Origin of the sequence: Desulfovibrio mangrovi (assembly GCF_026230175.1) — a bacterium.
Classification (GTDB): domain Bacteria; phylum Desulfobacterota; class Desulfovibrionia; order Desulfovibrionales; family Desulfovibrionaceae; genus Halodesulfovibrio; species Halodesulfovibrio mangrovi.
On the sequence record NZ_CP104208.1, the window covers coordinates 1,092,007 to 1,111,669 of the forward strand.

At 55.3% G+C, this 19,663-nt stretch carries 16 protein-coding genes; 11 read left to right on the top strand and 5 right to left on the bottom strand.

Annotated elements, in window-relative coordinates; translation table 11 throughout:
• Positions 1 to 274: 274 nt before the first annotated feature.
• The gene (locus N1030_RS05005; RefSeq protein ID WP_420842824.1) at positions 275 to 2,764 is read right to left on the bottom strand and encodes a Lon protease family protein; all 2,490 of its coding nucleotides are present in this window, start codon (positions 2,762 to 2,764) and stop codon (positions 275 to 277) included.
• Positions 2,765 to 2,782: 18 nt separating this feature from the next.
• Complete coding sequence (locus N1030_RS05010; RefSeq protein ID WP_265828076.1) at positions 2,783 to 3,211, bottom strand: Hsp20/alpha crystallin family protein; 429 nt, start codon at positions 3,209 to 3,211, stop codon at positions 2,783 to 2,785.
• Positions 3,212 to 3,543: 332 nt separating this feature from the next.
• On the opposite strand from N1030_RS05010, the gene greA reads away from it, so the two are divergent.
• Positions 3,544 to 4,032 (top strand): transcription elongation factor GreA, encoded by a 489-nt coding sequence (gene greA / locus N1030_RS05015; protein ID WP_265828077.1) that lies wholly within the window; start codon positions 3,544 to 3,546, stop codon positions 4,030 to 4,032.
• A gap of 132 nt (positions 4,033 to 4,164) precedes the next feature.
• On the opposite strand, the gene N1030_RS05020 is transcribed toward greA, so the two are convergent.
• Positions 4,165 to 4,467, bottom strand: a complete 303-nt coding sequence (locus tag N1030_RS05020) for a peptidylprolyl isomerase (RefSeq protein WP_265829021.1) — start codon at positions 4,465 to 4,467, stop codon at positions 4,165 to 4,167.
• A 146-nt stretch (positions 4,468 to 4,613) separates the two neighbouring features.
• On the opposite strand from N1030_RS05020, the gene N1030_RS05025 reads away from it, so the two are divergent.
• From N1030_RS05025 to N1030_RS17735, 5 genes are all read left to right on the top strand, one after another.
• Positions 4,614 to 6,092, top strand: a complete 1,479-nt coding sequence (locus tag N1030_RS05025) for a 30S ribosomal protein S1 (RefSeq protein WP_265828079.1) — start codon at positions 4,614 to 4,616, stop codon at positions 6,090 to 6,092.
• A 152-nt stretch (positions 6,093 to 6,244) separates the two neighbouring features.
• Positions 6,245 to 7,681 (top strand): DegQ family serine endoprotease, encoded by a 1,437-nt coding sequence (locus N1030_RS05030; RefSeq protein ID WP_265828080.1) that lies wholly within the window; start codon positions 6,245 to 6,247, stop codon positions 7,679 to 7,681.
• Between the two features lie 120 nt (positions 7,682 to 7,801).
• Positions 7,802 to 9,160 (top strand): ATP-dependent protease ATPase subunit HslU, encoded by a 1,359-nt coding sequence (gene hslU / locus N1030_RS05035; RefSeq protein WP_265828081.1) that lies wholly within the window; start codon positions 7,802 to 7,804, stop codon positions 9,158 to 9,160.
• 39 nt (positions 9,161 to 9,199) lie between these two features.
• On the top strand, positions 9,200 to 10,096 hold the full coding sequence (gene argB, locus N1030_RS05040; protein ID WP_265828082.1) for an acetylglutamate kinase: 897 nt from the start codon (positions 9,200 to 9,202) through the stop codon (positions 10,094 to 10,096).
• Positions 10,097 to 10,250: 154 nt separating this feature from the next.
• The gene (locus tag N1030_RS17735; RefSeq protein WP_476728713.1) at positions 10,251 to 11,810 is read left to right on the top strand and encodes a methyl-accepting chemotaxis protein; all 1,560 of its coding nucleotides are present in this window, start codon (positions 10,251 to 10,253) and stop codon (positions 11,808 to 11,810) included.
• 431 nt (positions 11,811 to 12,241) lie between these two features.
• Here the strand turns inward: N1030_RS17735 and N1030_RS05055 are convergent, their stop codons facing one another.
• On the bottom strand, positions 12,242 to 13,519 hold the full coding sequence (locus tag N1030_RS05055) for a CgeB family protein (protein WP_265828083.1): 1,278 nt from the start codon (positions 13,517 to 13,519) through the stop codon (positions 12,242 to 12,244).
• Between the two features lie 39 nt (positions 13,520 to 13,558).
• Complete coding sequence (locus tag N1030_RS05060; protein WP_265828084.1) at positions 13,559 to 14,806, bottom strand: glycosyltransferase family 9 protein; 1,248 nt, start codon at positions 14,804 to 14,806, stop codon at positions 13,559 to 13,561.
• A 273-nt stretch (positions 14,807 to 15,079) separates the two neighbouring features.
• On the opposite strand from N1030_RS05060, the gene N1030_RS05065 reads away from it, so the two are divergent.
• The 5 genes from N1030_RS05065 to tilS all read left to right on the top strand — a co-directional run bounded on the left by N1030_RS05065 (position 15,080) and on the right by tilS (position 19,629).
• On the top strand, positions 15,080 to 15,769 hold the full coding sequence (locus tag N1030_RS05065) for a precorrin-2 dehydrogenase/sirohydrochlorin ferrochelatase family protein (protein WP_265828085.1): 690 nt from the start codon (positions 15,080 to 15,082) through the stop codon (positions 15,767 to 15,769).
• Positions 15,756 to 16,577 carry a cytochrome C assembly family protein gene (locus tag N1030_RS05070; protein WP_265828087.1) on the top strand — a complete coding sequence of 274 codons (822 nt, stop codon included), beginning with the start codon at positions 15,756 to 15,758 and terminating at the stop codon, positions 16,575 to 16,577. The genes N1030_RS05065 and N1030_RS05070 overlap by 14 nt, the downstream gene beginning before the upstream one ends.
• 9 nt (positions 16,578 to 16,586) lie before the next feature.
• On the top strand, positions 16,587 to 17,900 hold the full coding sequence (gene hemA, locus N1030_RS05075) for a glutamyl-tRNA reductase (RefSeq protein ID WP_265828088.1): 1,314 nt from the start codon (positions 16,587 to 16,589) through the stop codon (positions 17,898 to 17,900).
• Between the two features lie 53 nt (positions 17,901 to 17,953).
• The gene (locus N1030_RS05080) at positions 17,954 to 18,286 is read left to right on the top strand and encodes a hypothetical protein (protein WP_265828089.1); all 333 of its coding nucleotides are present in this window, start codon (positions 17,954 to 17,956) and stop codon (positions 18,284 to 18,286) included.
• 194 nt (positions 18,287 to 18,480) lie between these two features.
• Complete coding sequence (tilS, locus tag N1030_RS05085) at positions 18,481 to 19,629, top strand: tRNA lysidine(34) synthetase TilS (RefSeq protein WP_265828091.1); 1,149 nt, start codon at positions 18,481 to 18,483, stop codon at positions 19,627 to 19,629.
• The last annotated feature ends 34 nt before the right edge of the window (positions 19,630 to 19,663 follow it).

The following is a 19,663-nucleotide window of genomic DNA, read 5'->3' on the forward strand; positions in this document are numbered from 1 at the left end:
TGCGTACACTACCACAGGATTAAAAACCCGCAAGCGCGCACCCACTTTGCCCACACGACTTGTGAAGTTACGCACTAACCGGTAATTTCAGTATTTTTTTCCGTTTTCTCTATTTCCCCTATAGAAACTGGACCCTTCTAGTCCAAATTTAACCTTTTGTGAAAGATTATTTTTGCAGCCTGCAATTGATTGACTATACAATCACAACAGACAATGCAAAAAGGGCCGCCCAATGGGGACGGCCCTGCTGTTTTACATCAGTTAAAGGAACGAACTATTCATCATTCTCCACTCCGTTCCCATTTCCATTTCCATTGGACGCTCCCTTTGCCTTGGCAAAGTCACGAAGCCCCTCGGCCAGAGAACGCAATTTCTCATTAACAAGCGCATTAATGGAGCCTTCCGGATAACATCCCTCGGGGTCACGCTCACCGGCAGCATGGTCTGTCAGAATCTCAATGCCTTCATTGATGGAAGCAACCGACCAGACGTGGAAAGTGCCATTCTTCACGGCATCCACCACTTCATCCTTGAGCATCAGGTCCTTCACATTGGCCTTGGGGATCATAACCCCCTGTTCTCCTGTAAGACCACGGGACTTACAAACCTTGTAAAAGCCCTCAATTTTCTCGTTCACGCCGCCAATGGGCTGTACTTCGCCCTTCTGGTTGACTGAACCGGTTACGGCTATGCCCTGTTTGATGGGAACTTCCGACAAGCTGGAGAGCAATGCATACAACTCAGTGGAAGAAGCCGAATCACCATCGATTCCTCCATAGGACTGCTCGAAGGCTATGGAAGCCGCAAGGGTCAAAGGCTTATCCTGAGCAAAGTTCCTGCGCAGATACCCGCCGAGAATAAGGACACCCTTGTTGTGCGTGGAACCTGAAAGATCAGCTTCTCGTTCAATATTGATGATACCATCCTTGCCTATCGAGGTAGCACAGGTAATGCGCGAAGGCTTGCCAAAGGCATAATCGCCAAGGGAATACACCGCCAATCCGTTAATCTGGCCGACCACGGCACCTTCCGTGTCAATGAACACGCTGCCGCGATCAATCATTTCCTGCATGCGGTCTTCCATCTGGTTCGTGCGATAGATGCGCGCATCATTGGCCTTGCATACATGCTCACCCCGGACAACGGATTCTCCCGCCTCTTTCGCTATGAAGTTGGCCTCTTCCATGATGTCGCTGAGGATGGGGAAAGCCGTGGAAATGCGCTCCTGCCTGCCGGAGATACGCACCCCGTGCTCCATGAGCGCGGCTACGGCATCCGCATGGAAAGGCATGAGCTCATTGTCCGCGACAAACGTCTTTATGAGACGGCTAATCTCCTGCACGGCCTTGTCGTCCCGGAGCATGGAGGATTCAAAATCCGCACGAACCTTGAAGATCTTGTCCACGTCTTCATCATAATTCCGCAACATATGGTACAAGTAAGGGGTTGCAATGACGACGACCTTTACTTCCATGGAGATGGATTCCGGCTTCAACGAAGTCGTCGCCATAAGATAGTACGGATCAAAGGTCTGAATCTCGATCTCTGAAGTTTTGAGAGCACGCTTGAGCGTCTGCCATACTCCGGGCTCCAGAATGGCATCCATGAGATTGATGACCAGATACCCGCCATTCGCCCTGATGAACGAACCGGCAAGAATCTTCTTGTAGTCGGTGCGCCACAGTCCGTTGCGGTCCATGACACGCTCAATGCTGCCGAACAGGTTTCGGTACGTGGGATGTGACTCCACAATAACGGGCGGCCCCTCGCTTTCGCTATTGTCTACGAGCAGGTTCACACCGTACGGGTGCAGAACGGCCTCTGCGGAAGCACCGGGGAAACTCATACCCATGGGCCCCTGCTGAGGCTGCCCGATGGACTTGATGGCATCAAGATTCTCGGCCATATCTTCCAGCATGGCATCCACGTGCTTCTTCACTTTTTCCGAGTCACGCCAGCCGTTCAGCAAAGGCTCTGCCAGTTCCCGTGCGATGTTTATGAACATGAGCTTGTCCACTTCCTCGCTACGGCGCTTCACTTCCTTCTGCAACGTGCGTACTTCAAGAAAAATGGCGTCGATATCTTCCTTCAGTTCCTTGTATTTAGAGCTCAGCTGTTGAAACTCCTCGCGGGGGAAGCGCCCTTTCTCCACAAGCTCTTCAAGCTTGAGCAGATGAACCGGTTCGCCATCTATGACGGGCACGATGTCCGGACGCTGGATCTGGCCCATCTGCATGTTCACCATGACGAACCCCGCATCCTTCACCCGCTCTTCTAGCCCCTTGAAGAACTCGCGAGTTTTCTTGTCGTGCTCTTCTATGATGGCATTCTTGCTGTTGATGTACTCCTGACTTTCGAAAAGCTGGGGTACTTCGCGCTTGATGCCTTCAAGATACTTATCCACGGCATTCTTGAACTTGACGCCGTTTCCGGCAATAAAACGAAGCAGGATAGGTTCTTCCGGCGTTTTGAAGTTGTTAACGTAGCAAATGTCATCCGGCGTTTCCTGCTTGCGGGTCGAATTCTCAAGAAGGCGCTTCACCACCGCCATCTTGCCAAGATTCACTGAACCCGTGACAAAAATATTATACCCCTTGGTCTCCATGCCCATGCCGAACTTGAAGGCCTCTACCCCGCGATCCTGGCCTATGATCTTGTCCTGCACTTCAAGCTCATCGGTTGTGCTAAAGGGCAAGGTTGCAGGATCAAGCCTCCAGCGCAGATCTTCCACGGCAACTTTCGCAATATCTCTGATAGCAGTCATGGTTTCCTCCTGGCAGGCTTAGGGCTTCTGCTTCAAAACAACCGGAATGCGACGCGATTCCGGCTTTCTGCATTTAGGCATGGTAATCCGCAGCAAAGCTCCGTTGAGTTCTGCCACAACCTCTTCAGACCGCACCTTGCAGGGCAGCCTGAAACGATGCTCCATCACACTGGTCTGGGTACCTGACTCGCTGACTTCCTGCTCCCTGCAGCTGATCGTAAGAAGTGTATCATCAATCACTATGCTGATATCCTCGGGTGAAACGCCGGGCAACTGGGCCTCGACGACCACCTCGTCCGGCAAGTCCTTGATGGTAAGATCCACCTCCATCAAAGGCTGACACACGGAAGGCAGCCCGAATTCCGAGCACAATCTGTCGAAAAGCCGCTCGCTGTCATTTCTGAGTCTCTGCAACTGCTGGCTTTTCCAAATCTTCAAGTTGGGCATATCCCATCCTCCTGATACAAAAGCCTGGGCTGTCGGCACCCTCTCTAACCTGTAAGGAACGGGCTGCCGGATCGATCTCATAAGTTCTAACCATAGTTATACATTTTTTCCTATGAAAGGGAATGACTAATAGGCTATTTTCTTTCTCGGATGTTCGCCAAGGTGCAACTCCTCCTTGACCAACAGGCCACAATGACTTACCCAAGCATTTCGGCGGACGTTGTTCGAAGTCCAACCAATTCCGACTCCGCCTCTCTGCTGTCACCGGCACAACCGCCGATCTGACCATCCCCGAAAAAACAGATTAGAATGATTGTAAGGATACGCAAAGAATGGATACTATCCCGATTTCCGTTGAAGGTTTCAAAAAGCTCGAGCGAGAACTCGATGGACTGAAGAAGGAACGCCCGGCCATCATTCAGGCTATCAAAGAAGCCCGCGAGGAAGGCGATCTTTCGGAAAATGCCGGATATGATGCTGCCCGCGAACGCCAGGGAATGCTTGAGGCACGCATCAACTACATTGAATCGCGTATGCCCAAGTTCAATGTCATCGATATCAATACGCTGAGCGGCCCCAAGGCCATCTTCGGCTCCACGGTGACGGTAGAAGATCTGGAGAGCGGCGAGCAGAAGACCTACACCATGCTGGGCCCGGATGAAGCCGATTTCAACAACGGCAGCATCTCCATCCTCTCCCCCGTCGCCAAGGCCATTCTCGGCAAGCAGGTAGGTGACGAGGTTGTGGTAAACGCACCCAAGGGCCGCATTGAGTACGAAATTATCTCCATCCAATTCAAGGGCTCTTCCCCTGCGGCCTAACACCGCAAGGTAGATTTTGTATGCAATACCGGCCAGCCTGCGCTGGCCGGTTTCTTTTTTTGGGCAAAAGAAAAGGCGGCCTGCAAAGACCGCCGATCTCTACCGCCACAAGGCGGAGCAATACAGAAAAAACTAGTCCACGCGTTCGGTCACTTCAACAAGATGATAGCCGAACTGGGTGCGCACGGGGCCGTGCACTACGCCAACAGCTTCGTTGAAGCAGACATAGTCGAACTCGGGAACCATCTGACCGGGGCGGAACTGACCCAGTTCGCCACCACGGCGGCCGGAGGGACACTTGGAATACTGCTTGGCCACCTCGGCAAAATCTTCGCCGCCTTCGATGCGGTTTTTCAGTTCGACGCAGGTAGCTTCGGAATCAACAAGAATGTGACGCGCTTTGGCTGTTGCCATTGAATGCTCCTTATAATTCATTTTGTCGGAAAAGAATGCCATGCCTTCGCTTGCGAGGCAACATGTGCCTGGCCCCTTTTTCGTTCTTGCTTCTCAGGCAGATGAAAGATATAGCCCCCTAATCAATTTCATGAACCTTTAACAGTGATGTTTTCAAGGAGAACTGGATGGCCGGTTCCGACGACAGCCGCCAGATGGGCGCTGAAGAAAGTTTTGAAGCGATGCTGGATGCCTACACGGGCTCCATGGGTGAAAGCCTTAAGGTTGGCGACCGCGTGAAAGGCACGGTCATCAGCATTACCGCTGACAGCGTGTTTGTGGACACCGGCACCAAGGTAGACGGCGTTGCCGAGCGCAACGAATTCCTTGATGATGCAGGCGAACTGACCATCAAGGACGGCGACGAAGTTGAACTCTACGTCATGGCCGCTTCGGCACAGGAAATTCGCCTGTCCAAGGCTCTTTCCGGAGTTGGCGGTGCCGCCATTCTGGAAGATGCCTACAAAGCCAATTTGCCTGTAGAAGGCCGCGTTGTTGCCACCCGCAAGGGCGGCTACGATGTTGAAGTGCTCAAGCGCCGTGCATTCTGCCCCGTCAGCCAGATCGACACCCGCTTCGTGGAAGACGCGGAAGCCTATGTCGGTCAGACCTTCCAGTTCCAGATCATCAAGTTTGAACAGAACGGCCGCAACGTAGTTGTTTCCCGCCGCGTACTGCTTGAGAAGGAGCAGGAAGCCAAGCGTGCCGAGTTCCTTGCCGAGATCAAGGAAGGCTCCGTTGTTGACGCCAAGATCGTCCGCCTTGCTCCCTTCGGCGCTTTTGCCGAAATCCAGCCCGGCATTGAAGGCCTGATTCATGTTTCCGAGCTCTCCTGGGCCCGTATCGGCGCTGCCGATGAAGCCGTGAGCGAAGGCGACGTAGTTCGTGCCAAGATTCTTTCCATTGAGACCGACAAGAAGGGCCAGCTGCGCATCTCCATGTCTGCCAAGCAGGTTATGGAAAACCCCTGGACCCGTGTTGCCGAAGACCTCAAGGAAGGCGAAGTACGTGAAGGCAAGGTTGTACGCCTCACCAACTTCGGCGCATTCGTTGAAGTGCTGCCCGGCATTGACGGTCTGGTTCACATTTCCGAAATGTCCTACACCAAGCGTGTTCACAAGCCCGGCGACATGGTTGCCGTGGGTGACAAGGTCATGGTGAAGGTCAAGGGCATCGACCTCAACGCACAGCGCGTTTCCCTGAGCATGAAGGAAGCAGAAGGCGACCCGTGGGCAGGCGTTGAAGAGCGCTTTGCTGCCGGCTCCACCGTGGAAGGCAAGGTTGAATCCCGCACCGACTTCGGTCTGTTCGTGGCACTTGCCCCCGGCATTACCGGCCTTATGCCCAAGTCCAACATGGCCAAGGCTGACAAGGCCGCCAATCTGGACAACGCAAAGCCCGGCGACACCCTGCAGGTTACTGTGGCTCAGGTTCGCACCGCCGAACGCAAGATCACCCTTGCCCCCGTGGGCGTGGAAACCGAAGAAGACACCTCCTGGAAGGAATACCGCAAGCCCAAGGCCGAAAAGACCACGGTTTCCGGTGACACCTCCGCCTTCTCCAACACGCTGGGCGCAGCTCTCAAGAACGCCCTGAAGAACAAGTAAGCTTCTTCACATCTGAGTATATGAAAGGCCGGTCTCTGACCGGCCTTTTTTATTTTTCCGGTTTACAAGCTGAAAAAACGGACTATTATCTAGGGGTCGGAAATTCTGCCGTTGCTACCCATTTTCATGCAGAATTCTCAAGGAGAACCGAAATGAATCGTCATACCCCAAAAGCTCTTGTCGTTTCCCCACTGCTGGTGCTGCTCATGGCTGCAGCCGCAATTGCGGCAAACCTGCCCGACTTTACCGTCCTTGCAAAGAAGGCCGGTCCCGCCGTGGCCAACATCAGCACGGAAAAAACCGTTGAAGCATCCAACAATAAAGGGTTGCAGGACTTTTTGCGCAAGCATCCGCGCGGCACTCCCTTTGACGACTTTTTTGACCAGTTCGACCAGTTTTTCGGCAACCGCGGAGATCAGCAGCCCCGCAAGGAACGCTCTCTGGGCTCCGGCTTCATTATCTCGCCTGACGGCTATGTGGTAACCAACAACCACGTCATCGAAAATGCGGATATCATCCGCGTAAACATCGAAACCGGCCAGAACAGCTCCGAATCCTTCATCGCCAAGGTCATCGGTGCCGACCCAGAGACCGACCTTGCGCTTCTGAAGGTGGAAGCCAAGCGCGCCCTGCCCTTCGTCAGCTTCGGTAATTCGGACAACCTTGAAGTAGGCGAATGGGTCATGGCCATCGGCAACCCCTTCGGGCTTGACCATACCGTGACCGCGGGCATTGTCAGCGCAAAGGGCCGCAACATCCGCTCCGGCCCGTTTGACAACTATCTGCAGACCGACGCCTCCATCAACCCCGGCAACTCCGGCGGTCCCCTTATCAACGGCGACGGTGAGGTCATCGGCATCAACACCGCCATCATTGCGCGCGGTCAGGGCATCGGCTTTGCCATTCCCAGCAACATGGCCAAGCGCATCATCAACCAGTTGAAGACTGACCAGACCGTGCGCCGAGGCTGGATTGGCGTAAACATCACCGATGTGGACGAAAACACCGCCAAGGCTCTCGGCCTCAAGAGTGACAAAGGCGCATTCGTTGCAGGCGTCATTCCCGGCCAGCCTGCGGACAAGGCCGGTCTCAAATCCGGCGACGTCATCACCAGCGTGAACGAAAAGGAAATCACCTCCTCCAGCGAGTTGATCAATGCCATTGCCAACCTGCCCCCCGGCGACAAAGCCAAGCTGACCATCGTACGTGAAGGCAAGCCCCGCACCGTACTGATCACCCTTGGTGAACGCAGCAAGGAAGTGGCCAAGGCTCCCAGCCAGCCCTCCAAGGAGGCCAGCTTTGACCAGCTCGGCATCAAGCTTCGCCCCGTGACAGCCACGGAAGCCAAGGCGCTTGGTCTGGATGCGGTTGCCGGCATTCTCGTCACCGAAGTTGATCAGACCAAGGCGGCAGCAGAAGCTGATATCCGCCCCGGAGATGTCATTCTGCAGGCCAACCTCAAGCCCGTGAACACCGTTGAGGAGTTCAGCAAGATCCTCAAGGAGGAAGGCGAAGCCCGCGGTGCCATCATGCTGCAGATCAAGCGGCGCGGCATTGTGCAGTTCCGTTCCATCGCCATCACCCGATAATTCATGACAAAAGAACGCGGGCGTTCCGACCGGAGCGCCCGCTTTTTCATTGGCTTTCACCCTCTCCCCTGCTACTATTCCGGCCCGCTGCACGGATAATTACAGCTTTCAGGAGTTTCCATGAGCGCTCTTACGCCTAGAGAAATCGTTTCCGAACTGGATAAGTATATCATCGGCCAGAAGGATGCCAAACGCATGGTGGCAGTCGCCATGCGCAACCGCTGGAGACGCCAGCAGATTGAGCCCGCCCTTCGCGACGAAATAGCCCCCAAGAATATCATCATGATGGGTCCCACCGGCGTGGGCAAGACCGAAATCGCCCGCCGTCTCGCCAAGCTTTCCGCCTCCCCCTTCGTGAAGGTGGAAGCCACCAAGTTCACCGAAGTAGGCTATGTGGGACGCGACGTGGAATCCATGATCCGCGACCTGATGGAACTGGGCATCGCACTCATCCGCGAGGAAGAGACGGAGCGCGTCCGCACCAAGGCCGAGGCCAATGCCGAAGAAAGCCTGCTGGACCTGCTGTTGCCCGGCTCCCGCGCCTCTTCCCCCATGACCTCTTTCGACGCTCCTACGCCATCTCCCGCGCCTGCGGGCGACTCCACCCGCGACAAGATGCGCCAGTTGTTCCGTCAGGGAAAACTGGATGATCGCGAAGTGGAGATGGAAGTGGAAATGCAGGCCGGTCCCCATCTTGAGGTAATGACCATTCCCGGCATGGAAGAGATCGGCTCCCAGTTCAAGGATGTATTCAGCAAGGCTTTTCCCGCCAAGAGAAAGAAGCGCCGCATGCGTGTAGGCGACGCCTTTGCCCTGCTCATAGAACAGGAAGCCGCACGCCTGATTGATCCCGACAAAGTCTCAGAAATGGCCCGCGAACGCGTGGAGCAGACGGGCATCATCTTCATCGACGAAATCGACAAGATTGCCAGCTCCCAGCATGGCGGAAAATCCGCCGACATTTCCCGCGAGGGTGTGCAGCGCGACCTGCTCCCCATTGTGGAAGGCAGCGTGGTGAACACCAAGTACGGCATGGTGCGCACAGACCACATCCTTTTCATCGGTGCAGGCGCATTCCACTACTCCAAGCCTTCGGACCTCATTCCCGAGCTGCAGGGCCGCTTCCCACTGCGCACGGAGCTTTCCGCTCTAGGCAAGGACGAATTCCTTCGCATTCTCAAGGAACCGAAGAACGCCCTTACCATCCAGTACAAGGCCCTTCTGGCCACGGAAGGCGTCACCATAGAGTTCACCGAAGACGGGCTTGAAGAGATTGCCTCCTTTGCCGAACTGACGAACCAGGAAACCGAGAATATCGGTGCCCGCCGCCTCTATACAATCATGGAACGCATACTTGCGGATATCTCGTTTGAAGCGCCGGACCGTTCAGGCGACTCCCTCGTGATAGACCGCGCCTTTGTACAGCAGCAACTGGCCGACGTCCGCGAAGACCGCGACCTTAGCCGGTACATTCTGTAACCCTGACACAGAAACTCGATTAGTACGGGAGCATAGTGCATGGACCAGCATGAAAAAGACAAAATGAAGTCGCGGGTTCTTATCGAATCCCTGCCCTATATGCGCCAGTTCCACGGCGAGACCGTCGTCATCAAGTACGGCGGCCACGCCATGAAGGATGCTGAACTCGGCCGTGCCTTTGCTCTGAACATCGTACTGCTCAAATATGTGGGCATTAACCCCGTGGTCATTCACGGCGGCGGCCCGCAGATTGGCAGGATGCTGGAAGCGCTGAACATTCAGAGCCACTTCCGCGAAGGACTGCGCGTGACCGACGATGCCACCATGGACGTGGTGGAAATGGTGCTCGTAGGCAAGGTGAACAAGGAAATCGTGAACATGCTCAACCTTGCGGGGTGCAAGGCTGTGGGGCTCTCCGGCAAGGACGGCAGACTCATCCGCGCCCGCAAGATGGAGATGGTCATTGAAAACTTCAAGCGCACCCCCGAGATCATCGACCTCGGCAAAGTGGGCGAGGTTGTGGGCGTGGAAACCTCTCTGCTCCGCTCGCTGGAACGCGATGGATATGTTCCCGTTATCGCCCCCGTGGGCGTAGACGAAGAAGGCATCACCTACAACATCAACGCAGACGCCGTAGCCGGTGCTGTGGCCGGTGCTCTCAAGGCCAAACGCCTGCTGCTGCTCACGGACGTTCCCGGCATTCTGGACAAGAACAAGGAGTTGCTCTCCTCCCTCACGGTTCGCCAGGTACACGGCCTCTTTGAGCAGGGCATCCTGCAAGGCGGCATGATCCCCAAGGTGAAATGCTGTCTTGAAGCCCTTGAAGAAGGGGTGGAAAAAGCCATGATCATTGACGGCCGCGTTGAGAACTCCGTGCTGCTCGAACTCTTCACCGACAAGGGCATAGGCACCCAGATCACTCAGGACGCCAGCTAACAGCCCCGCCTCTCACAAACATAAGCCCCTGCCACATTACGCGGCAGGGGCTTTCTGCTTTTCTGAAGACAGGATTATCATACCTAATCTCATGATTCCGGTTATTCTTTTATAGTAATTAGAACTACTATCTCTCAATACCGGGAGGCGCGCCATGAGCATACGATTTCGATTGATTCTACCCGTCTGTGTCCTATTCCTTATTATAGTCGCCATGTTCGGGGGCACTCTCTATGTAACCCAACATCAGGCAAAAGATGGTCTTGCAATCAATCTTGGCGGTCGCCAGCGAATGCTGACCCAAAAGATCGCCAAAGAAACACTCGGCTTCATGACTGCGGAGGATAAAACAACCGCAGAAAAACAGGTTCGTGCCTCCATGGAAGTATTCGAGGTGTCGCTCGATTCGCTGATAAACGGAGGCTATGCGCCGCTAACTCTCGATATCTCAGGCCCCAAAGGCTTTCTCCCGATACCGGATGCTGATGTTCAGCAGCAGCTCACAAAGGGCAGAACTATCTGGTCAGAATATAAAGGAATGATCGAAGCCGCCCTGAAAGGTGACACCACTGCAGTCAAACAGCTCACCGGATTCAGCGTGAACGTGCTGGCTGCCATGAACAAGGCTGTCGTCATGTTGCAGGACAAGGCAGAAACCAACATCCGCACCCTGCTCATCATTCAGGCTTCATGCCTTGGTCTGGCAGTTCTTGCTACTGCCGCCATTCTGTACATCCTGAAGAAACGCATTCTTGCTCCGCTGGACAACTGCGTGAATGCTGCCAAGGAAGTGGCTGCCGGCAATCTGGGTACACGCGTCAACGTATCCGGCAATGACGAACTCGGCTCTCTGGCAATGGCGCTGCAAACCATGATAGACGAAACCAGACGAGTCGTAGCCAGCGTTCAGTCCAGTTCGTCAAGCCTGAACACAAGCATGCACGAGCTTTCCAACTCCAGCAAAACCCTCTCCGATGGCGCAACCGAGCAGGCTGCCGCCGTTGAAGAAATATCCGCTTCGGTGGAAGAAATGACTTCCAATATCAAGCAGAACGCCGAAAACACGCGCAAGACGGAACACATGGCTCTGCAAGCAGCGAAGGATGCCGAAGAAGGTGGCGAAGCGGTTAACAAGACCGAGTCCGCCATGAAAACCATCTCCGAAAAAATCATCATCATTGAAGAGATTGCCCGGCAGACCAACTTGCTGGCCCTGAATGCCGCCATCGAAGCCGCCCGCGCTGGTGAACACGGCAAGGGATTTGCCGTCGTCGCGTCAGAAGTCCGCAAACTCGCGGAACGCTCGGGGTCTGCAGCATCCGAGATCAGCATCCTTTCCGTTTCAAGCGTCAAAATCGCACAGGAGGCCGGTGCCAAGCTCCGCTCCGTTGTGCCCAGCATCCGTCAAACTGCGGGACTGGTTCAGGAAATCACTGCGGCAAACAATGAACAATACGCAGGTGCGGAACAAGTAAACAAGGCCATTCAGCAGCTGGACTCTGTTGTACAGAGCAATGCGGCAGCTTCTGAGGAACTGGCGGCGTCTTCGGTCCAACTTTCCGATCAGGCCCAGAACCTCATGGATGCCATCAGCTTCTTCTCACTCGGAAAAATGACCACCACTACATTCTCTCTGGCGCATACCTATGCTCCCGAAGAAGAGCTGGAGGAAGATGAGGATGGCCTGATTCCCGTACCGGCAGAACTGAGATGATTATATCGGAGTTTGCAAAGAGGCGCACTTGACATTGCCTTCCCTCCCACTACCCTTCATATAGGAACCATGCCGGAGTTGCTGATTTCGAAGGAGGTACGTACCATGAAAGGCACAGGTTGTTACACGTGGCCCACAAGCTTTAAGGACACCATGATGTGCGCCACCTTCGCAGAAGCCAATCTGGAATGCCCGTGCGCCGAATGGAGAGCATGCAAGACTTCTTGTGAAATCTGCAACCGTCCGAGATCCTATGAGGATACGCTTACCTGTATCCCGTACGCTGAAGCCGGTGTGGATTGTCCTTGCACGTGCGGCAAGTCCGACAACAACGCAACCCATTGAGCACATCTGTTCGAACGGAACTCATGAAGAAGGGAGCATTCCCGACAGGAATGCTCCCTTCTTTACGTCCACATGAAGAATCGCAGTTACTTCTGGTACTGCTTCTTCCACTCGTCCAGAAAAAGCACCGCTGTCTCTACCGAAGACAACTGCCCGTTCTGCTGCCTGATGGCCCATACGATATCCTGAAATGCCGCATCGGCCGGTATGTTGAGCCGCTGCATCAGTGCGGCAAGTTCAACACGCAGTTCCTCCGGAATATCATCGGGCAGCATGGCTGATTCGCTGCGGGGGACAGGCCACCCTTCTCTGCGGGAAGCAATGAACTCCGTAAGCGTGCGCATGCGATTGGCGTAGGTGTGATCACGAAGCACGCGGGCCTGAGCCTTTTCCGCAATGGCCTGCCGTTCGGCTTCATCGCCGAGGTAAGTCTGAATCTTATCGAGCATCTCTTCCATTGAACCAAAGGTAACCAGCTCGTCAGAGTCAAACAGGTCGCTCATGAGCGAACGACGGTCCACCAGCTGGAAAGCGCCACATGCGGCAAGCTCAAACGTTCTGGGATTGACGAAATCGCCGCCGCTGACCAGTTCTCTGGCGTTGACGCTGGAATGCAGGTTCAGGTTGATCTTGGTGGCATTGTAAATCTTTACGCAATCCTCGGAGGAAATGCGCGCGCCCTTCATCTGCACGTGCCGCTCCAGCAAGGGTTCACCGTCCCATTCCGTCCCCCATATCTTGAAGTCCAGATGAGTCAGCTGCCGGAATGCAATGCGCCGGTTCGGATAGCCCGCCCCGAGGAAGGAAACGTCCGATCCGTACTTACGCTGCTCCATGGGTGAAAGCTCCAGCTTTCTGTGCATGGAGGGCAATGCGGCCATGGGGAGATAAAGGGCGTTATCCACGCCGATGTCCCGTAATTCGCTGATAAAGGGCTCATACTGGATAACAGCGAAATAGTCGTAGAACGGGGCAAAACTGCGCCAGTAGGTAAAGAGTCGGAAATCTTCAACAAACCACATGGCCGTGGCGACTCCGTCCTTGCGCAGTCGCTTGAGCGCCTGACGATTCAACGGAGCCTGTGCAAGACAGAACACAAGATCAGGCTCAAAGGTCTCCACTTTGGCCAGCACGGCCTGCGAAACGACTTGCAGGAAACTGTTCTCAAGATACTCAAGCCTGTCCGTGGTGACGCGCAGGTCTTTCAGTGCGGAAAATGCGGAATGAAAGGAAGGAGCTTCAAACACTTCCACGGTATGCCCCAGTTCCTTGAGAGCTTCCACGCAGAAGCGCCCCACCGGAAGCGAGCCGCCGTAGAGGGGAAGCACCACCAGAACACGCAGGGAACGTGATAACGTCGTCATCATACTGTCCTTGTGAGATTATTCATCTTTCGCATGCAGCTACTCGTCGCCGGGCGCAGTGCGTTCATGCGAAAGCATCCAGTCCGATTCCTGATACAGGGAGGCGGCTTGCGTGTTATCCGCCACGGGGGCCAGTTCCATAAGCCCGAACCGCTCGGCCACAAGGCCGCGCTGGTCCTTGCGCTGCGGAGTGCCGTCGTCTAGTCCGAAAACGGGCATATACGTCACCCCAACAGCATCCAGCATGCTTACAAGACCAATGATATTCGCGGGGTAGTCGTCATCAAACTTGCCTGCCAGAATTCGCAGGTACTTGGGATCAGCAAAGGCATTCAGGCATTGGGTGTCGATGGGGCATGGCCGGGATTCAAGACAGGGAGAGCACGGCAGCACGGCCTGCCAGATGCGATGCCCAAGTCCGTAGGGCCCTGTTTCGTGTGCCCATGCCGATGAGAGGAAGAAGGCTTGCACAGGGGTACCCAGATGGGCCGCAAGGTGCATGGTTCCGGTGTCCGGTGTAAGCAGCACATCCAGCCCGCCTACGGTATCGATCAACCCTGAAAAATCCGTACGGCCCACAAGGTTCTCCGTACGCTGCAAAAGCGGCCCGCTGAACTTGCGCATGAGCTGGCTGCCCAGTTGCGCTTCCGCCTTGGTGCCAAGCAGCGTCACCTTCGGGCCACCGTGGGCTTCGAACACGGCCTGTACGCAATCGGCCAGCATGTCCACAGGCAGAGAACGACGGGAGTTGCGTCCGGCGAGCACCACACCAAGGCCCCCGCCCTTACGCATGGCAATGGGGTTAACGGCTTCCGGAACTATGGGGGCAGGGGCAAGAAGTCCCCAGAAATCCATGAGGTTCAGCGGGCTTGTCCTGCGGTTACGCGTCCAGCGAAAGGCAAGGCGCATCCATTGATCCTTCAACGGCTGCCCGCCTTCGCTGCGATAGCCATGAACCGTTTCCGGATCAAACAACGTGGCTATGGCAAAGCTCAACCCGGAAAAATTGAGATTGTAGACGGCATCGTACTTTTCCGCCTGCATGGCGGAAAACACGGTCAGATTCGCAAAAAGCACCTCTTCGGCTGTGGACGTGCCGTGAGCCTTGATGGCGTGCACCTTCACGTCAGGATATACATGTGCTGCAAGTGCCGAAAGGGATGAATCAATACACAGGTGCACCTCGGCAGCCCCCTGCCCCAAATCCTGCTGCAAAGAAAGGATGAGCCGCTTTGTTTGCAGAAGGTCACCGAACCGCGCCAATTGGATAACCAGATATTTTGCCATTTCTTTTCCAACTGAAACGGGAAGGACGGCTCAAAAGCTGCGGCCCGCCCGTTTGATCTGATGACATATGACTACGCCTCTTCCGCACGCTGAAATGCGCTCGAAAGGACATGCAATTCTTGAAAATGGATACCTATTTCCCCGACATCATTACCGGATTGGCACCCATACGGCAAGGGTGCAGCATACGCGGGCATCGTCGCCGCCAAAACAAGTCCCGACCGCAGGCAAATTCGTGTTTTACTTTACGGTTACGCCTCTGTATAAAGCCCCATGCGGTATTATCCAACCTTTCTAGACATGCGTGGCAAGCGTTGCCTCATCGTCGGCATTGGCGATGTGGGACGCCGCAAACTCACGTCGCTGCTGGCGGCAAATCCTGAAGAAGTGCTGGTGTTGGACACGTTCCTTTTTGTGGAAATCGCCGATCCTGAACTGAAGGAATTGCTCTCCCACCCTGCCGTGACCTATCAGCACCGGCCCTTCGTCAGTTCAGACGTTCAGGGACGCGCGCTGGTATTTGCCTGCACGGGCAGCCGCACCGTGAACGAAACCGTAGCCCGCGCCTGTGACAAGCGCACAGTTCTGTGCAACGTCATAGATGCACCGGACGAGGGAGACTTCATCGTTCCGGCGCATTTTGATGCGGGCGAACTGATTGTGGCCATCAGCACTGGCGGCAACAGCCCTGCTCTGGCGCGCCGTATCCGCATGGAACTGCAGGAATTCGTAGGCAACCGCTTTTCCCGCCTGGTCACGCTCATGGGCCGGCTCCGCCCGCTAGTCCTTGCGCGCGGCGCAGAGACAGGGCACAATACCAAGCTGTTTCGCAACATCGTCGGCTCCGACCTCATGGACGCCCTGCAGGACAGGGACAGAGGCAGATCCGAAACAATACTGACAGAACTGTTACCGCAAGAACTGCACCCCCACATAGGAGAGTTGCTGCATGAACTTGTCTGAGCTGTTCTCTCTGCTCATTATCGTCCTCTATGCTCTCGGCACCCTGTTCATCATTGCTGGTACCGCACTGAGAAAGGACCCGCTCAAAAAACTGTCCAACTGGTCGGCAGTGGCCGGTTTCGGCCTGCACAGCGCCATGCTGCTGTTTGCCATGGTGGGCAGCGACTTTGACCTGTCCAAGGGCTATTACATCCAGTTCCTCTCATGGAGCCTGCTGTTCATCTATTTCTTCCTGTGGTGGCGCATGCGCCTTTCCTTCCTCGGGCTTACGGCAGCGCCCCTGGCCATGCTGCTGTTCATAGGCTCCTTCACGCTCACCACAGTGCAGGGCAAATTGCCTGAAGAATGGACTGGCATGTTCTTCGGCCTGCATATCGGCACGCTGTTCCTCAGCTTCGGCCTTCTGGCCATGGCGTTCGGCGCGGGTCTTATTTTCATCCGTCTGGAACGCAAGATTAAATCCAAGGAACAGCTTACCGAATTCGACAAGGATATGCCCGCGCTGGCCACCTTCGACCGCGTGAATCACGTTGCGGTCATGGCCGGTTTCCCCTTATACACCATCGGCATGGCATCGGGCTTCATCTGGGCGCGCCTTGCATGGGGCAGGTTGCTTTCCGCAGACCCCAAGGAAATCGTTTCCATTTTCGTCTGGTTCGTCTTCGCGTGGCTGTTCCATCAGCGCCTTACGGCGGGCTGGCGCGGACGCAAAGCGGCCAAGGCCGTCATCTGGCTGTTTGCCATCAGCGTTTTTTCTCTCATCGGAATCAACGTCTTCATGCCTACTCACCACAGCTTCATTCAGTAGTAGTTGAACATGGATCGCGATATATATCTCATCGGCCTCAATCATAAGACCGCCAGTGTTGAAGTGCGCGAAAAATTCGCGCTGACCGACTGCAAACACCTTGAACCGGGCGTTGTACCCGTTGAAGGCTGCATCAAGGAAGCCATGGTTCTCTCCACCTGCAACCGCGTGGAGCTTATCGTGGTGGGCGAAGGCGACGGCGTCATCAATCATGTCATCAAATGCTGGGCAGATGCACGCGGACAACGCGTGGATGACCTCGAACCCTATGTATACAAGCATAAGGGTCTGGAAGCGGTGCAACACCTCTTCACCGTTGCGTCAAGCCTCGACTCCCTTGTTGTGGGCGAACCCCAGATTCTTGGGCAGCTCAAGACAGCCTACCATGAAGCGGTGGACCGCAACGCCACCCGTGTCATTCTGAACCGGCTTCTGCACAAGGCATTTTCCGTTGCCAAGCGCGTTCGTACCGAAACGGGCGTGGCATCCAGCGCGGTATCCATTTCCTATGCTGCGGTTGAGCTTGCAAAGCGCATCTTCGGCGACATGGGCGAATACACCGCAATGCTCATCGGCGCAGGCGAAATGGCTGAACTTGCGGCAACCCATCTGCTGAACAACGGCATAAAGAAGATCTACGTTGCCAACCGCACGTTCGAGCGCGGGCAACTGCTCGCCGAACAGTTCAACGGTGAAGCCATCGCCTTTTCCGACCTTTTCACCCAGCTGGAGAAGGTGGACATCATCATCTCCTCCACCGGTGCGCATGAGGCCGTCATCCGCGCCAAGGACATCCGCACCGTCCTGAAAAAGAGAAAGAACCGCCCCATGTTCTTCATCGACATCGCGGTTCCCCGCGACATCGATCCGGACGTGAACGCGCTGGACAACGTCTATCTCTACGACATTGACGACCTGAAGGAAGTGGTGGAGGAAAACCTCGCCCAGCGTCAGGAAGAGGCCCAGAAGGCCCGCGCCATTGTTGAAAGTGAAACCCAGACATTCAGCAAGTGGCTGCGCTCGCTGGAATTGCAACCCACGATCGTGGATCTTGTAAACCGTTCCGAAAACATTGTTGAAGAAGAACTCATCAAGTGCATGAAACGCCTTGAAGGCGCCAACGGCGAAACAGAAAAGATTCTGCGTTGCGCCATGACCGCCGTGGCAAAGAAGATGAACCACGAGCCCATCTCCTTCCTCAAGCGCAGACACGAGGAAGAAGAGGCCGGGGACCGCTACATAGACATCACGCGCCGCATGTTCAATCTGGACGACGATCCCGTACGCGCAGATGCGCACGGCCATCGCCGCAAGAAGCACTAGCATACACTGATCTGCACTCTACTACTCGGCATACTGATATTCGGAGACAAAGCATGCGACTCTACGTACTGGAAGATCTGACTGCGGAAGACCTGAAAAAGGTTCAGGGCCATCTGGATGCCATGGAACTTTCCGGCGGCATGCCGGGCATCTACTGGCTGCCCCTGCCCAAGGACATGCTCAACGAAGTGCAGCTTGAACACACGGAATGTGCCCCGCATTGCATGGCTCTGGAGATAGTGGGCGACTCCCTGCGCATGGAACTGCTGGTCCGTGCCCGCAACAAACTGCGCTGCGACTGCGTATCCTATCCATCACCGGAACTGCGGGCACACATGATCCAGTACATGGACGACATGCTCAAAGACCTCGGCATCTACGTATAATCCGGCCAGCGTTATGGCAGCCATCTCCCTGCCATTCCGTCGAAAGTCCCTTCGTTTTGCAGACTGATGCCGGTGCATTTCTGCCAGCCGTATCGCCCATACAGCGCCGAAGATGCTGAGGGCAACCTGAACACAAAGCTTCAGGCTCAAGGGCTTGCCGGTTCTTGGCGAACCGGGACGACGGAAGGAACATCATGACGCCAGAAACAGTTACGCTACCGCAACACCTCCCCCGATCCTTACGCGAGCTTACTCCCGCGCAGGCTCGTCTCTGTCTGCAGGCGGAGCAATTCCTGCGCGAAGGCTCAGGCCTTGAAAAAAACGCCCTTACCGGCAAAGGCCTGCTCATCGCCTGCTCCGGCGGCTGCGATTCCACTGCCCTGCTCTTCATCCTGCTGTGTCTGAAAAACCGTCTTGGCTGCCGCCTTACAGTGGCGCACCTTGACCACTGCCTGCGCCCTGAATCCGCTGTTGAAGCCGACCATGTCCGCCGTCTGTGCGCCCTGCTTGATCTACCCTGCTCTGTGGGCAGGGAAGATGTAGCAGCACGGGCACGGCAACACGGCATCGGTATTGAGGAAGCGGCCCGCGACGCCCGTTATGCTTTTCTGGAAAAAGCGCGGCAGGAGCATGCCTGCGACTTTATCGCCACGGCCCATCACCTGAACGATCTGGCGGAAGATGTGCTCATGCGTCTGCTGCGTGGTACAGGTTGGCCGGCATTGGGGGGTATGGAGGCGTTTTGCACCGATAGACAGCTCATTCGGCCCCTGCTTGTGACAGAACGGAACAAGCTGGAAACATTTCTTGCAGAATCCGCCATCGGCTGGTGCGAAGATGCATCAAATGCCGATCCTGCCTACCTTCGCAACCGTATTCGTGCAGACTTTCTGCCCCTGTTCCTGCGGGAGAACCCCGCGTTTCTCACATCCATTGCCGGATTATGGCGTCTGGCCCGGACAGATGCGGAACACTGGACCTCCGCTGAAGAGAACATCCTTTCATCATTGAAGAAAACAACTTCTGCGAAAGATTCTCTAGAGTCTTTCTCTGAACATAAAGAAGGAACAGCCCCGCTTTCTCCTCCTCCCGCTTTCCCCGGTTATGACAAGAAGCAGGATATTCTGCTGCCCAAAAAGCACTTGGCAAGTGCAGGAAAAGCCCTGCGATTACGGCTGTATAAACGGTGTCTGGAAAAACTCGGCACTGGACAGGCGCTTTTAGAGGGGTTGGAAAAGCTTGATGCCGTATGGCTGCGCAATGAAGGGGGCAAAACCATACAGTTCCCCGGCGGAAAAACCGCAACGATCACAGGCGGAAATATTCTGTTTTCACGGGGATAATCCGGCTTTTTCACATGCCTGCCGTTGACAGTAA